Source organism: Vibrio sp. Vb339, assembly GCF_902751245.1.
GTDB lineage: Bacteria > Pseudomonadota > Gammaproteobacteria > Enterobacterales > Vibrionaceae > Vibrio > Vibrio coralliirubri.
This window is the reverse complement of sequence record NZ_CADDIS010000001.1, coordinates 982,813-997,682: the sequence shown is the minus strand read 5'-3', so window position 1 is coordinate 997,682 and position 14,870 is coordinate 982,813. Positions and strand designations below refer to the sequence as shown.

14 protein-coding genes and 1 riboswitch are annotated in these 14,870 nt (G+C 45.2%); of the genes, 3 read left to right on the top strand and 11 right to left on the bottom strand.

What is annotated here, in order from left to right; genetic code table 11:
• Positions 1-212 precede the first annotated feature (212 nt).
• Entirely contained in the window at positions 213-2,156 is a 1,944-nt protein-coding gene (locus HRQ85_RS04400) for a methyl-accepting chemotaxis protein (RefSeq protein ID WP_172378823.1), read from the top strand.
• 153 nt (positions 2,157-2,309) lie between these two features.
• On the opposite strand, the gene thiM is transcribed toward HRQ85_RS04400, so the two are convergent.
• The 11 genes from thiM to HRQ85_RS04345 all read right to left on the bottom strand — a co-directional run bounded on the left by thiM (position 2,310) and on the right by HRQ85_RS04345 (position 12,373).
• Complete coding sequence (gene thiM / locus HRQ85_RS04395) at positions 2,310-3,095, bottom strand: hydroxyethylthiazole kinase (RefSeq protein ID WP_172378822.1); 786 nt, start codon at positions 3,093-3,095, stop codon at positions 2,310-2,312.
• Between the two features lie 28 nt (positions 3,096-3,123).
• Complete coding sequence (gene tenA, locus HRQ85_RS04390; RefSeq protein WP_172378821.1) at positions 3,124-3,804, bottom strand: thiaminase II; 681 nt, start codon at positions 3,802-3,804, stop codon at positions 3,124-3,126.
• 8 nt (positions 3,805-3,812) lie between these two features.
• Positions 3,813-4,769: an ABC transporter substrate-binding protein gene (locus HRQ85_RS04385; protein WP_172378820.1), complete on the bottom strand. Its 957-nt coding sequence runs from the start codon at positions 4,767-4,769 to the stop codon at positions 3,813-3,815.
• 46 nt (positions 4,770-4,815) lie between these two features.
• Positions 4,816-5,631: an ABC transporter permease gene (locus HRQ85_RS04380; RefSeq protein WP_172378819.1), complete on the bottom strand. Its 816-nt coding sequence runs from the start codon at positions 5,629-5,631 to the stop codon at positions 4,816-4,818.
• A complete protein-coding gene (locus HRQ85_RS04375) occupies positions 5,624-6,382 on the bottom strand; it encodes an ABC transporter ATP-binding protein (protein ID WP_172378818.1) in 759 nt (252 codons plus the stop codon). The genes HRQ85_RS04380 and HRQ85_RS04375 overlap by 8 nt, the downstream gene beginning before the upstream one ends.
• Complete coding sequence (gene thiD, locus HRQ85_RS04370; protein ID WP_172378817.1) at positions 6,372-7,265, bottom strand: bifunctional hydroxymethylpyrimidine kinase/phosphomethylpyrimidine kinase; 894 nt, start codon at positions 7,263-7,265, stop codon at positions 6,372-6,374. The genes HRQ85_RS04375 and thiD overlap by 11 nt, the downstream gene beginning before the upstream one ends.
• Positions 7,266-7,362: 97 nt before the next feature.
• Positions 7,363-7,474, bottom strand: a riboswitch (TPP riboswitch).
• 98 nt (positions 7,475-7,572) lie between these two features.
• Positions 7,573-8,490: a DMT family transporter gene (locus HRQ85_RS04365; RefSeq protein ID WP_172378816.1), complete on the bottom strand. Its 918-nt coding sequence runs from the start codon at positions 8,488-8,490 to the stop codon at positions 7,573-7,575.
• An 85-nt stretch (positions 8,491-8,575) separates the two neighbouring features.
• On the bottom strand, positions 8,576-9,304 hold the full coding sequence (locus HRQ85_RS04360) for a helix-turn-helix domain-containing protein (protein WP_048606104.1): 729 nt from the start codon (positions 9,302-9,304) through the stop codon (positions 8,576-8,578).
• Positions 9,305-9,442: 138 nt separating this feature from the next.
• The gene (locus HRQ85_RS04355; RefSeq protein ID WP_172378815.1) at positions 9,443-10,471 is read right to left on the bottom strand and encodes a DUF4382 domain-containing protein; all 1,029 of its coding nucleotides are present in this window, start codon (positions 10,469-10,471) and stop codon (positions 9,443-9,445) included.
• Positions 10,472-10,893: 422 nt separating this feature from the next.
• On the bottom strand, positions 10,894-11,145 hold the full coding sequence (locus HRQ85_RS04350; protein WP_004731647.1) for a DUF2999 family protein: 252 nt from the start codon (positions 11,143-11,145) through the stop codon (positions 10,894-10,896).
• Positions 11,146-11,275: 130 nt separating this feature from the next.
• Positions 11,276-12,373, bottom strand: a complete 1,098-nt coding sequence (locus HRQ85_RS04345) for a YdcF family protein (RefSeq protein WP_172378814.1) — start codon at positions 12,371-12,373, stop codon at positions 11,276-11,278.
• A gap of 484 nt (positions 12,374-12,857) precedes the next feature.
• Here HRQ85_RS04345 and HRQ85_RS04340 point away from each other — a divergent pair, with 484 nt between their 5' ends.
• Both HRQ85_RS04340 and HRQ85_RS04335 read left to right on the top strand, forming a co-directional pair.
• Complete coding sequence (locus HRQ85_RS04340; RefSeq protein ID WP_172378813.1) at positions 12,858-13,532, top strand: glutathione S-transferase family protein; 675 nt, start codon at positions 12,858-12,860, stop codon at positions 13,530-13,532.
• A 664-nt stretch (positions 13,533-14,196) separates the two neighbouring features.
• Complete coding sequence (locus HRQ85_RS04335) at positions 14,197-14,745, top strand: mechanosensitive ion channel family protein (protein ID WP_172378812.1); 549 nt, start codon at positions 14,197-14,199, stop codon at positions 14,743-14,745.
• Positions 14,746-14,870: the final 125 nt, after the last annotated feature.

The window sequence follows — 14,870 nt, the reverse complement described above, 5'->3', positions numbered from 1 at the left end:
ACAAATCGCATCATGTGCATGGAAGTTAATACTAAATTAGCTCAATGACATACGCGCCATCAAATACGCAACTCGTTGAAAGCATGCCGAAAAACCTGAATTTTTTAACTAAAGCGTTACTTATTACACAAAGAATTCACTTCAAGCATGCCCAGAACGCTGTTTTATGAAATACTCCACAGTGAAGGAATCAGGTAAATATAGGGATAGTTATGCGCCACCTTTCTATAGCGCTCAAGATCAAGCTGGGTTATGCCATCTGCTTGCTCTTTTTCGTCATTTCAGGCTTTGTGAGTTACAAAGGGATTCAAACCTTGTCGAACGGCTTTAGCCAATACAGTGAACTCAGCCAAAAAGCGACATTATCAAGCAACATTCAAGTGCACTTTCTTCAGATGCGTTTAGCTTCTGAACGTTACTTAGAGTCATTGGATGAACAGTACGAAACGAATTATCAATCAAGCAAACTTGCGATTGATGATCTGCTCAACAACTTAATCCAATCCACTACCAAAACCGATAGCCTAGCTAGCCTGCAATTAGTGCAAGACAGCGTGGCGGCGTTTGATGTGGCTTATGGGTCAATGAAACAGAGTGAGCTCCTCATTGACCAACTGGTCAACGTTGAGATGGTCAAACGAGAAACTAACGCACTGAAAGCGGCTCAGAGCTTGTTGTATGAGTCATATAATAACAACGATCCAAACGCGAGCTTATACGCGGGCATGTTGATGGAGAACTTTCTCGCAGCTAAGATCACCGTACTCAGTTACTCAAACAACAACGACCTCAAAACCTATGAAGCGGGTAAAGATATCTTTGAATACGCGCTACCAGGTATTGAAAGCGATATTGAGTCTCTCAAATCATCGCCTTATCAAAGTGAGCTGATTGAGGACTTCTCGAACCAACGCGAAGCGTATGCAAAAGGCTTTGAGCAAGTTCATCAACAGATGATTGAGAACACCCAAAGAACCGCTACCCTCGCCTCTATTGGTGACAGCTTAGCGATTGCGGTCGCGGATGCTCAAAGTATTCTCGAGCAACAGAAACAAGCGCTCACGCCAGTACTGCAAGCCAGTGAAAAGCGTTCGATTCAAATCATCATCTTGCTGACGGGTGTGGCTTTAGTTATTGGTATGACGAGCGCCGTGTTGGTGACTCGCTCTATTACCAAAGGCATCGCGCAGGTTAAACAGATCACCAACGAGCTTTCTCAAGGTAACTTGAATGTGGAAGTGAACATTGAGAGCAAAAATGAGATTGGCGAACTGCTGACTAATATGGAGATCACCATTGAATCTCTGCGCGATATTGTTGGCCAAGTGAACCGTTCTAGTGTGCGTATTGGTGAGATGTCGGAGTCACTCAATCAGGTGACAAACAACAGCTCGACCAACGCAACACAATTGAACAGCGAAATGATCAATATCTCTTCTGCCGTTGATCAATTGGCTTCCAGCACATCAGAAATTGCTGCAAGTGCTAACCACGCGTCTCAAGTTGCTAACCAAGCAACCGAGAATGTGGCGATGGGACTCAAAGAAGTAGACAAAACACTGCATGAAATTGGCAGCGCCGATGAAAGCATGCAGGTCAGCAGCCAGAAAGTGACTGACCTACACAAAGAGTCGATGAACATTGGTGCCATTCTTGAAGTAATTAAAGGCGTTTCTGAGCAAACTAACCTATTGGCATTGAACGCTGCCATTGAAGCCGCACGTGCGGGTGAGCAAGGCCGTGGATTTGCTGTCGTAGCCGATGAAGTGAGAACACTAGCTAAGCGTACTCAAGATTCTGCGAGCCAGATTGACGAACTCATCACCTCGCTACAACGTGGCGCTAAAGACGCTTTAGAATCGATCAAAGAGAGCCACAGCACGGTTTCTGATGCTTCGACTCAGGCGCAACAAGCTTCTCAGAACTTGCATGTGATTAACCAACACATCCAAGATTTGAATCAGGCCAACAGCCAAATCGCGATATCCGTCGATGAGCAAGACTGCTTAACCAAGTCACTGGGTGAAAATGCGCAAGGTGCCAATACCATCGCACAAAGTAACCAAGAGTCAGTCAGCAGTATTTCTGGCGCAGCGAGTCACTTAACTGAGGTTGCTCATCATCTAGAGAGCCAAGTAAATCGATTTAGAACCTAACGAAACCAGCCTTCAACACGGCTGACACGGTTCCGAACCAATAATAAAAAGCCCCCAACACATAAGTGTCGGGGGCTTTCTTTTAGTTAAGAGCTTTAAGTTAAGAGCTATTAACTCAGAACGATCAGTTTTGAGCTTAGAACTAGATTAAACCTACTGAATCTTCAAGCGTTGAATCAGTGTCTCTTCATCGAGTTGATACAGTTCATCAAGCAAGTTCATTTGTAAGCTGCCTGGGCCACGTGAGTTCTCAGCGGCGATTTCGCCAACCACACCTAATACCGCCGCAGCAGCCAAACCACTGTCATCACCAACAGCAGCAAACGCCCCCGTCAATGCAGTTAAGGTACAACCCATGCCTGTCACATACGGCATCATTGGATGACCATTGTTTAACGTCACAACACTGTCTTTCGTGACAACGTAATCTGTCTCACCAGATATCACCACATTTGCACCGTATTCAGCCACTAAGCACTGTGCAGCACCTAACGCAGCATCACTGCTATCAAGCGCATCCACACCTTTGCTCTGCGCTTGCTCGCCCGCTAATGCAATAATCTCAGACGCGTTACCACGAATGATTAACTTTTCGGCTAAGCGTGCAATTTCACGAGAAGTTTCGGTACGCAGCCTACTTGCGCCACAACCCACAGGGTCAAGAACCACAACCTTGTTGTTCGCGTTGGCTTGCTCAACAGCAAAACACATTCTTGGTGTCCAAACACTGTCGAGCGTGCCAATGTTAATCACAAGCGCGCCAGAGAAAGACATCATCTCAGCCAGTTCTTGTTGCGAGTGCGCCATGATAGGCGAAGCGCCAATCGCCAATAACGCATTGGCTGTGTTGTTCATCACGACGTAGTTGGTGATGTTCACAACCAGTGGCTTTTGCTCTCGTACTGCGCGCAGCGATTGAATAATTTGTTCAGTTAGCATGGGGGAATCCTTATTCGTGAAAGTCGCTCTAAACCGCTGTTGAGTCATTAAGTGCATTCAGACCTTGCTGCCAAAAAGCCACTTCCATACGTGTTGCGGTTTTGAAGATATGAACGATGTTCTGACCGCGTTCGCTGTTGATATCAATTTCAGCAAGCAGCTGGTTGAAGTATTCCGCGCCCGTTGCTACGCCAGACTGGAACTCTTCACTGCCATACAGTTGCAGCCAGCTTGCGTACGGGTTGCCTTCTAATACAGTATCGCTGCTTTCTAAAAGTGCTTTACCAATCACAGCGTAACCAATGGAACACGGAGCCAGTGCCGCATAAAGATCGACAAGGTCACCCGTCATACCCGCATCCAGAACGTAGCGCGTGTAAGCGACTGTACCGAAATCCTCGGGCTCGTTTTCCAAATCAGATTCAGTTAAACCCCACTGACCACAATAAGTCACGTGGTGAGAGATTTCAGAATCTAATAAAGCATGAACACTTGGCAGTGCACGACGCATATCAGCCAAGGTTTTAGCCTTGTAAATTGCCAATGCATAAGCGCGAGCATACTGCTTCAAAAACAGAAAATCTTGCTTCAGGTAATGCAAAAAACACGGCTGAGCGAGCGTGCCGTTTGCTAGCGTTTTAACAAAATCATGTTCAGTGTAGTCTTGCCAATCTTGTTGACAGGCTTGGATTAAGTCTTGGTATTTCATGAGATTCCTTAGTCAAAAGTCGGTACGTAGTCAGCGGCTTTTGGTAGTGATTTGATGATGCCTTTGTCGAACATGAACTGTGCATAATCGTCGTAACGCTTTAGGTCAACAGCAGAAGGGCGAAGTGCAAAACGAGTCAGCGTGTCGTTCCATGCGCGTTGGTTAAGCTCGTTGTTCAACGTATCTGGTGAATACGCAACAAACTCGCTCCATGACTCTTGTGGGTGGTTCACGATGTAAGTTGTTGCTTGTTCCAATGCTTTATTGAACGCTTTGATCTCTTCATCGTCGTGCTGCTTTGCGTTCGCAACAAAAATAAGCTCATCGTAAGCTGGCACACCGTGCTCTTCTGGGAAGAACGCTTTTGCTTTAAAGCCTTCAAGGGCTAACTGGTTGGTTTCGAAGTTACGTAGGCCACCCCAAATTGCATCTACCTTGCCTGATGCCAATGAAGATGAAAGTGCCCAACCAACATTGATGGTTTGCACATCCGTAAACTCAACATTTTCTTGCGCTAACATGGTGCCGATAGTCGCTTCTTCGTTTCCAGCGATCGCAATACCGATCTTCTTGCCTTTCAGATCCGCTAGCGAATCGTTCTTGCCGTTATCCAATACCATTAGTGTGTTCAGTGGCGTCGCGATAAGGGTTGATGCACGAACTAAAGGAAGGCCCGCTGCCACATCCATGGTTAAACTTGGTTGGTAAGTTACCGCTAAATCGACCTTACCTGCCGCGACCAGTTTTGCTGGTGTGCTTGGGTCTGCGGGTTCTTGAATTTCAATGTCTAGACCTTGGTCAGCAAAGTAGCCACGCTCTTGAGCGATCACAATCGGGCCATGGTTCGGGTTCACAAACCAATCCAGCATCAGTGTCAGTTTCTTTTGTTCAGAGTCCGCTAGAGCATGACCTGAAACCAATGAAGCAAGCAGTGCCACTGCACCTATCAATTTTGTATTTTTCACGGTTAACCTTTCCTTTTGAATATTATTCTTATGTTGAGCGAAGCCATCATTGGTTTTCCCAAGGGATAGCTTTTTTGAGTAATTTATCTGTAACGAAGTAGAGCGAGATAGACAGCACCGCCAAGATGAACAAGGCAGCAAACATCTCATCAATGATCATGCGTGCGTTGGCCTGTAGCATTAGGTAACCCAGCCCCTCACTCGAACCAACCCACTCCCCGACGACCGCACCAATTGGCGCAATCACCACAGCTACACGAATGCCAGACGCTAAGATTGGCAGTGCGGCAGGCAGTTGGATATGGCGGAGCAATTGCCATTTCGATGCACCCATCGTCTTGGCAAGATCGAGATAGCCTGTTGGTGTGTTACGTAGGCCGTCGTAGCAACATGTGGTCACAGGGAAGAAGATGATGATCGCCGCCATCACCACTTTTGACGCGATGCCATAACCTAGCCACAGCATCAGTACTGGCGCGATAGCAAACACGGGGATCGCTTGGCTGGCAATTAAGATAGGCAATAGCCAACGCTTTAGCGGATCAAACATCAACATCTGCAGAGCGAAAAATAGCCCCATCGATAAACCAAGCAGCAAGCCAAGTAAGATCTCTTGCGCAGTCACCCATGTGTGTTTGAGTAACACATCGTAACGTTCAATCAGCTTTAAAAAGACTTCTGCTGGCGCAGGCAGAATGAAGCTCGGCATCTCGAAGACAACCACAACTAACTGCCATAAACCGAGAATCACAGCACTGCTGATAAGCAAACGAACAACAGGATTCATCTGACGATCGCGTGTAGTGGTAGTCTGTGCGTTAGTTGAACGAGCTACAGCTTCGCTTCGCGTTAGATCATTCATAGTCACGCTCCAACTGATCTAAGATCGCTTGTTGTAACTCAGCACATTCACCATCTAACACTCGTGGTGTCGCGGTGTTAGGCACAGATAAAGACTGAGCATTCGCAGGTGTGCCTTGCAACACATACAAATTGTCCGCCAAGCGCACTGCTTCTTGTGGATCATGGGTGATCAACACAACGGTTTTACCTTTTAGCAGTTCACACGCTAAGCTCTGTAGTTTGTGTCTCGTTACCGCATCCAGCGCAGAGAACGGCTCATCCATCAGCACCACAGGCTTGTCTTGCATTAAAGTGCGAGCCAAAGCAACACGCTGACGCATACCACCAGACAATTGATCCGGCATCGCATTCGCATAATCAGCCAAACCAACCGCAGCTAACAACTCGAGTGCTTGATTAGTTTGCACTGCTTTATCAGAAGCTGGATTTTGAAAACGATGACTCAGGCAAACATTGTCGATGACCGATAGCCACGGCAGTAACAAATCTTGCTGCGCCATGTAAGCGATGCGATCCGTTAAAGGTAATTCATCAGACGTTGCCAATGTGCCCTGCCACTCCACCTTATCGTCCAGCAAACCTGCCAGATAACGCAATACGGTGGTTTTCCCGCAACCACTTCGACCCAGCAATACCGTCCACTTACCCGCGTTTAGGCTAAGCGACAACCCAGACAAGGTCGCGTGCTCACTGTCGTTATAACGTAAGGAGGCATTGCTGAGCTGAACACCAACCGTATTAACGGACATTACCGTGTCCAGCGAAGAAGTGATTTACAGGGCCATGACCTTGACCGACTTGTAACTCATCAGCGTGAGCAATCGCGCGAGAAATGTATTGTTTGCCTAGGTCGACAGCCTCTGACAGCGTGTTGCCTTGCGCTAAGAAAGAAGCAATAGCAGAAGAAAGCGTACAACCCGTACCGTGCGTGTTTTTAGTCGGGAAACGCTTAGCGCTAATCAAGGCAGAGGTAGTCGGCAGAATCAGTAGATCGTTACTGTTCTCATCCTTCTCTAGGTGGCCACCTTTCAAGAGAACGGCTTTAGCACCTAGTGCGCGCAGGTCTTCAATCATGCCCTGTATTTCAGCTTCGCTTTCAGGTACTGGCTTGCCTGTTAATGCTGCGCCTTCAGGTAAATTAGGAGTAATGATATCTGCCAGCGGAATCAACTCTTGTTTTAGCGTCGTGATAGCTGAGTTTTCTAGAAGAAGGTCACCACTTGTCGCGACCATCACAGGGTCAATCACTAAGTGCTTAGGTTGGTACTGCTTAATTTTGTCAGCAACGACTTTGATGATTTGCGAATCGGCCAACATGCCGACTTTCACAGCCACGATATTGAGATCAGTGAAAACCGCATCTAACTGGCTAGCAACATGGTCGAGTGGAATAGGAAAAATGGCGGAAACGCCTTGCGTGTTCTGAGAAGTGATCGCGGTAATTACCGAACAAGCGAAACTACCTGTCGCAGACATGGCTTTAATATCAGCTTGAATACCGGCACCGCCGCCACTGTCTGAGCCAGCGATCGTCAATACAATCGGAGTGTTCGTTCGAATCGAATCATCAGCAGAGTGCTGTGAAGCTGAGGCTTTTGGCGTTAAATCTTTTGAAATAGAACTGTGTGTCATTGTCGCTCCTACTATCTTACAAGACGTAGGAGAACGAACACCGATCGAAGGAGAAGTCGCATTGGATTCATGAACAGTCTTCATGAGTGCAGACGTAGATCGAGTGCTTATAGTTCCCTACGCCAGTGTTAACTGAATCAGGTTCAACGGGTCTCGACTAACGATCTCAGCAAACACCAAATAAGGTATATGCCCCCCGACTATTGATAGCGATAGTAACAGCACTCTCACAACTGAGATACTGATTTTATTCAATTATAAGAATTACGCATGAATAAATTTCAATTAGGCACTACAAAACAAACACTTATAACGTTCCTTTAGCTGGCTTCGACTGTATAAACAAGCACAGCACAATCAGAGACATACCTAGCCAGCCTGTAAAAGGAATCAGCTCACCGACAACGCAGACGGCAAGCACCGCTGCAACTACTGGTTCAAACAGAGTCAGCAGATTGGCACTGCTCGCGGTGACATGGCGTAAACCAAAACTGAAGGCGACATAGCCCAAGCATTGTGGGATTAAGGTCAGATAACTGATGACTAATACGTTGGTCTGCGTGGAAAACAGGTTATCACCCGTAAACCAGAGTGTTGGCAGCAACAGTATCGCGCCGAGGCCAAAAATACTGCCCATCGCCGCTTGCGACTTAATCCCTTTATCTATCAGTGCTTTTGTCGCCCAAGAATAAATGGCGTAACACAACCCCGCGAGCAGACCTAAAGCAATACCCAATAGCTTGAGATCATCACCGGATTCGCTCACCGATGAAGATTCTGAAAACACCAACATCCCAATACCCACCACACCAATTGCAAAGCTAGTGAGCCAACGTCGGTTGATATTATTCTTTTTGCTAATCAGACACTCTAACAATGCAGAAAAGAAAGGTGCTGTAGCAATCGAAACCACGGTACCAATCGCCACGCCAGATAATTTCATTGAAGAATAGAAAGCTAAAGGATAGACCGCCAAAGCCAAAGCGCTCACTGCCAACAGCCTCTTGTTCTGCCAAAGTTTGTCGAAAGCGAATAGGATTTTTCGATACGCTAAGCCCGCTTGCATTAGGCCGCCAACGCCCATAGAGAAAGCGCCAATCGCCAATGGACTTAGATCGGGAGCAAAACTTGCGGCAGTGCCTGTCGTGCCCCATAAAATAGAAGCAAACAAGATGGCTAAAGTGCCCGTTTGGAATTCGTTAATGCGATTGATGGCAAGATTCATTTCTATTACCCAATTTTCAGTTCTGAAATAGATAATAGTGAAAATTGATAAAAGTTAGTTTGCTGAAAGGACGCTATTGTTGTTTCTAAAGACTGTCTTTCATTGAGCCTAGAAACGCCCTTGGAGACATTCCAAAGTGCTGAGAGAAGCGACGACTGAAAGCAGATACATCACTATAGCCCACATTTTCGGCTATCAACTGAACCGGTAAATCGGTGTGGGTTAGCAAAGCTTGGGCTTTCTCCATGCGATATCGAGTGATGTATTTAAGCGCACTGATACCCAAGCACTCTTTGAAGCGTTTTTTGAATTGGGTAGGACTCAAACAGGCCGTTTCAGCAAGTTGTGAAATGGATAACGGCTGGGTGTAGTTATCCGCAATCAACCTCTGTACCGCACGGATTCGAGGGTCGATGCTCTTGCTCACTTGTTGTTGATCTAACAGCAGTGAAAACACATCCAAGATTGATGACTCAATACCACTATCGACCTGATACTCCAGCTGCTTCTCAACAAACAACAAGAAGCTCATCAAAGGTGGTGTTATCGTGAAAACCGAGAGCTCATGTTCTAACAAGTGCTGCGGCAACTCCGCCATATCCGCGACAATAAACCGCGCGGCTTCATCCGCCTTAAACGCATGCGCTGTGGTTACCGGAATCACCACACATTCTCCCACGGCCACCTTACCGACATACCCCACCATCTCGATATTGATACTGCCTTGGATCGGCAATACCAATTGATGATGGTCATCATGAGCATGAGTATTAAATTGCTTGGTGTAAGATCGAATGCTTAAGCTAGATTTCATAATCAACGCCGGAGTACATTTCGCTAGGTTAAAGTAAGAGATACAAAGTTACATTATCACTTCCCTAGAGTCACACTCAATGCGCATCAAATTCATGCTAGCTAGGCGACATGATCAAAAACGTCATTCACATAAACGTTAGAATGACACTTGTCTGTCTTGACCAACCGTTACTTGCACGCCATTTTGAGCTTCGTATATTGCGAACCCAGCGGCTAGTGGCGCTGCATTATCTTCATCACTGTCATGCTGTGCGGTACAGGTATAACCCAATGAGTAAGTACCTGGATCAATAAAGCCCAGTGAGAATTCAAAATTAGTTTGGTCTTCACCAAGCACAACGGAAGCTGAAGTGACTGGTTTTACTTCCTCACTACCACCAATCGGTGTCATGTCATCTTTGTCGATGTTGCCTTCATACAAGTAGACCGCCTGAACAAATGTATTATCGGTTGTAAGCCTACAAGCATCAAAGGTTTGCTTCGCAACAGTACCTTCAATATTTCCGGTCTCAACCGTATTGATAAGGCTTACAGACGTTCTTTGAATAGTGTAATCAGGATATGTTGAACTGTTCTTTAGGCCGCGTCGAAGATCGAACTCGACAACAAAATCGTTACTCTGTTGGTTCACATTAAATGAATCATTAAAGTAAAGCACGCCAGCGTTATCTTCTTTACCCACACCTTGCGGGCACGCCCCATTACCTTTCACCGTTAACTCACGGGGCGTATCATCGTTTTCTATCACGTAAGATGGATCTGTTGGGTGATCGCCATCATTGGCAAACACACACAACTTATAGCTGCCTACCGGAATGACCTCATTTTCAATCAAAGGAAGCGCATCGCTGCCTTGGTAATCCAGCAAATTCACACTTAATGGAATCGGATCCTCACCATCTGGCAATGGATCGCCATTTTCATCAACGTAATCGCCGTTTTCGTCCGTTTTATACACATCATAAATCAGTGGCGAACCTCCCCCTTGAGGAAGTAAAGCGACCTTACTGAATGTCACAGTTACGTCTTTAACATCATCAATGGGCGCATCACTCACGCTCAAAGTAATGGGTGTCGTGCTGCTTGATGAACCTGAATCACCGCCACAACCAACAAGCCCAGCCAGCACAAGGCTCGCTAAAGCGGTTTCCTTTAAATACTTCATAACTCATTTCCTATAAATCACTGCTCAATAAAGGGCTTAATTTGTTGCCCTCTTATTCTTTTCCTTAATGTGACTCATAGACAAACCGCGCTTATGGCCCAAATCGGCTAGCCCTATTATTTAGGGCTGTCTTCATCCAAAAACTCTGTTCATCAAGGTGCACATCTCAGGTCGCACATAGGTTAATTAAGTCTAGTAAGCAAATTGTCAGTAGTCGCACATATTTGGCAAGGTTGCTGTCAATTGTGTTGGAATGGTCGGTATGTATAGGGTCGGAGAGGATGATTGGATGCAATCAAATCAAAGTCAAAAATCGCCCCCAAGATCAAAAAAGGCCGTTAAGACAGCCTATTGCTGAACTTAAACGACCTTTTTATTGAATGTGGATAAAGCTAATTCGATATTAGTTCATTCAAATTCACTTATTTTTGAAGTTGCTCTTTGGCCGCTTCAACCTTAGAAAAATCTAGGCCAAGCTCTTCAACTGCTTCTTTGATTAGTGCAGGGTTTTGCATTACCTGACCCATCAGCATTTGAAGTTTGTCTTGAGGTAAACCAAGTTGGCTGATCGTCGCCATTGCTGCAAGAGGGTTCTCTGTCAGCGTTTTAAATAGCTCACTGATCTGCTCGTCGCTAATATTGTTCTCTTTCAACATCGCTAAAATCGGGTTCATTTTTTTGCCTTTGAAACACTAAATTAAATAGGAGCACAGCATATCATCTAGCTGTGCTCGATTGTACTAACAAGTGACGCTTTGGTTTAACGCGAACCGAACTTTTCCCAAACGCAAATAATGCTTAGTCTTAACGAGATTCCAGTGGGTAAGAACGGTAGCTCCACATGCCATAAGTTCTGAGAGCATCACGGTAGATACCTAATAGCTCACCACTGCTCGCATTCTTAAGATCTTCTAGCGGCTTGTCTGGGTAAGAGACCGTATCGAAAGTAATGCCCTGAGGGCCCGTCTGCCAGCTGGCAATTTCAAACAGAGTTTGACCACGACGAACATGGCTCGCCGAACTGATAATGGTCGCGTGCTTAATATCATGACGAGCAAGCGCGTAGCTACTGAACAAGGCATTACCTACCGTGCTGGTCGCGTAATTCTCTTCAATGATGCGATCTTTGCTTACCCCTTTTTCGATAAGCCAATCTGCCATCAACTTACCTTCTGTCTTGTGGTTCTTAGGCACGCCACCCGTTAACACGAGCATTGCATCAGGGTTCGCTTTCGACATTGCTAATGTGGTTTCAAGGCGTTCAATCAAGATTTGATGCATAGAACCATCAGGGTTAAGCGCGTAGCCCAAAGTCACAATGGCGCCATGTTCATCCAATAAACCTTTCTCCGCCGACTCTTTCAGTGGTGTTTCTAACACGCGGTCAACCGTAGAAAAAATACGTTTGATGTCTTCTGCTTTACCTTTGTTCAGGCTTTCCAGTTTCTCCATATGCTTGTTGGATTCATTTTCATTACCTTCAAATCTTTGCCAAACCGCGAGGTAAGCGTGAAGGTCAACATCGTCTGGCGCAACCGTCAATGCTTGCTCAAATAGCTCAATAGCGCGCTCTGCATTCTTGTTGTAGATCTGAGCATTGGCAGCCGAAATCAACAGGTCAGTACGGTAAGGTTCTAGCTGGTACGCCTCTAACAATCGGTTAGTCACAATTTCCATGTTGCTTGGCATTTTAGCCGTGAAGCCCGCGTGTGAAATTCTTGCCGGAGACTTAAACGCCTGCAACGCATCAAGAAGTAGTTGGTCGACAACTTGTCGCTTAGTCACCAACTGCGCGTAGTCCGCAGAAGCCTGTACAGCGCCATCGTTATCAGCAAAAGAATAAGGTGTTGCGCCAAAAGCGAGCATGCCACCAAGAGCGAGGGCGATAATGTTCTTTTTCATGGAAAGATCCTGTGTCGTTAAGTGTTCACATCAGATTTGCTCACCAATGTAAGCCCCCAAGATTAAAAAACCGTGAACCAAACCTTACTCTCCAAGGTTGATATTCATTTGTTGCATAAGGTGTGGCTGCAGATCACGATTTTATGCGCCAGAGTAAGCTCAAATATCCAGATAGCTTCGAGTTATGAGGCGTTCCCTTGATTACTTTGGAATATTTAACTTCGAATCCCACCTGCCTATTCTATCTAAATCCGTAAGTTTCGAAGCTCAATATCAAACCTAAATATGCATTTTATGTTCATTATTTCAGCAACTTAAAACGCTATATCCCTTTCAGTCCACGCTCATTCACGTTTACACAGCCAAGTTCAAAAGGCACAGGGTGTGGTATCAAATCAGTCGATTCACAGAAAATTCAAAAATCAATCATTGAACGATCGTTCAAGTGGTGCTTTAATAAATGACCAATACAAGGAGTTACCCCATGCTTAAGTTCTATTTTCACCAAACACCCAACCCAATGAAGATCGCTCTGTTTTTGGAAGAGACAGGCCTAGATTTTGAACTTGTTCCTGTCGATACCTTAAAGGGTGAGCAGCATTCACCGGAATATCGTTTGATCAATCCAAATGGCAAAACGCCTGCGATTGAAGATGAAGGACAACGTGTATTCGACTCTAACGCTATCCTGCTCTACCTATCTGAGAAAACAGGCAAGCTAGCTGGTCAGCCAGAAGACAGAGCTGAACTGTTATCTTGGATGATGTTTATCGCGAGTGGACTTGGTCCATACTCTGGGCAATCGGTACACTTCCGTCATGCTGCACCTGCAGGCTTAGATTACGCGGTAAATCGTTATCTACGCGAAGCACAGCGTCACTACGAAGTGTTAGAGAAACATATGGAAGGTCGTGAGTTTTTCGTCGGAAATGAGTACACCATCGTCGATGTCGCGGCATGGGGTTGGATTGACAAAGCACCGGTTGTGCTTGGTGAAGAAGGCTTAGAACCTTACCCGAATTTAAAGCGCTGGTTCGATACAATCAACGCCCGCCCTGCTGCACTGCGTGCTCGCGAAATAGGCAAAGGCATTGAGTTTAAAACCGAACGTGATGAAGAGGCGCTTAGAGCGTTATTCCCGTCTAACTTCGCTGAATAGCAATAATAGTAGCAATAACAGTAACAAGAACTCTATTACCGACACTCACCAGTTAAGCGTTCAGAACATGAATACGAAGCTCAGTTCCGTGCTGAGCCGTATTGTCAAAACAGAGCTTGATTGGTGAGTTAAGATCGTTCTTCAATCAAGTTTGCCTGTTATAAAGCGATTCTTATCTATTTCCTTTAAAGCCTTTAGAAGCACCGACTCTCGATTTCAAGCGTGTAGAAACAGACGTTGCGCGAATACGACCAACTACTGTCCAGAAAATTATGAATTGAGTAATGAGTAAGGTCAGCATCTTAAAAGAACCTCATTTCTAACGGCTTTGACTGCTTGGTTTTTCGCCTTTTATGGATATAAATAAACACTAACTTTATAACTATGATTGTCATGACTAACTCGATGATGAACAAAGGAGCGCTTATTCTACAAATTGAATGACATTAGACATCACAGAAGGCTTACATATCAGTTATAAAAATATAAACAAAAAATAAAGTACTACTTATCAATAACTTGTTACTAAAATCCATATCGACAAGGTTTATTGAAATCAAAAATGGCTTCTATTCATTTCTCGTATTATAAAACGATAATCGTTTGATGATGCGCACATTCAAGCAACTATGCACAATAACGGCTCAACACAATTGAGGTCGTTATGCCGAACTTTCTAGTCCACATTTTTAATACACTAAAGCAATATGATTTGCTGCTTGCCCTTGTATTTATTCTTGCCTATTGGCTTCTCAAGCGCTTTATTTCGACGACCGTTATCAACCTTGCACAAGTAAAGTCTGTCGCGACGACACGCACAATGTTCATCATTCGCTGCTTCAACATTTTCTCGTTCATACTGTTGTTTGCGACCTATATCATCGTCAGTGGGATTGGCTATGGCAACTTCACCATTTTCATCTCGTCCTTGGTGACGGTTTTTGGTGTCGCCTTCATCGCCCAATGGTCAATTCTGAGTAATATCACCGCGAGCTTTTTGATCTTCTTCGTATTTCCTTACCGAATTGGCGATTCAATAATTGTTGCAGATGGGGATGATATCGAAGGAAAGATCCTTGAGATTAAGATGTTTCATACTCTAATCAAGCACCCAAGCGGCAACTTAATTACTTACCCAAATTCTCTGCTGTTGCAGAAAAGCGTAACTAAAGTCTTAAAGAAGAACTCTCCACTTACAGAAAGGCCTCGGTAACCGAGGCCTTATCATGTAATAGAGAAGCGAAACGCATTAGTTAGGTTTCAGTTGCTGTTTCTAGTGCAACTGCTATTTCCAGTGCGACTGCTAATTCTACTGCTACCGCTTTTATCTGCTTTTAA

Coding starts and splice junctions, on each gene's coding strand:
- HRQ85_RS04400 (WP_172378823.1), top strand. CDS start 213: ATGCGCCACCTTTCTATAGCGCTCAAGATCAAGCTGGGTTATGCCATC.
- thiM (WP_172378822.1), bottom strand. CDS start 3,095: ATGCTAACTGAACAAATTATTCAATCGCTGCGCGCAGTACGAGAGCAA.
- tenA (WP_172378821.1), bottom strand. CDS start 3,804: ATGAAATACCAAGACTTAATCCAAGCCTGTCAACAAGATTGGCAAGAC.
- HRQ85_RS04380 (WP_172378819.1), bottom strand. CDS start 5,631: ATGAATGATCTAACGCGAAGCGAAGCTGTAGCTCGTTCAACTAACGCA.
- HRQ85_RS04375 (WP_172378818.1), bottom strand. CDS start 6,382: ATGTCCGTTAATACGGTTGGTGTTCAGCTCAGCAATGCCTCCTTACGT.
- thiD (WP_172378817.1), bottom strand. CDS start 7,265: ATGACACACAGTTCTATTTCAAAAGATTTAACGCCAAAAGCCTCAGCT.
- HRQ85_RS04365 (WP_172378816.1), bottom strand. CDS start 8,490: ATGAATCTTGCCATCAATCGCATTAACGAATTCCAAACGGGCACTTTA.
- HRQ85_RS04360 (WP_048606104.1), bottom strand. CDS start 9,304: ATGAAATCTAGCTTAAGCATTCGATCTTACACCAAGCAATTTAATACT.
- HRQ85_RS04355 (WP_172378815.1), bottom strand. CDS start 10,471: ATGAAGTATTTAAAGGAAACCGCTTTAGCGAGCCTTGTGCTGGCTGGG.
- HRQ85_RS04350 (WP_004731647.1), bottom strand. CDS start 11,145: ATGAACCCGATTTTAGCGATGTTGAAAGAGAACAATATTAGCGACGAG.
- HRQ85_RS04345 (WP_172378814.1), bottom strand. CDS start 12,373: ATGAAAAAGAACATTATCGCCCTCGCTCTTGGTGGCATGCTCGCTTTT.
- HRQ85_RS04340 (WP_172378813.1), top strand. CDS start 12,858: ATGCTTAAGTTCTATTTTCACCAAACACCCAACCCAATGAAGATCGCT.
- HRQ85_RS04335 (WP_172378812.1), top strand. CDS start 14,197: ATGCCGAACTTTCTAGTCCACATTTTTAATACACTAAAGCAATATGAT.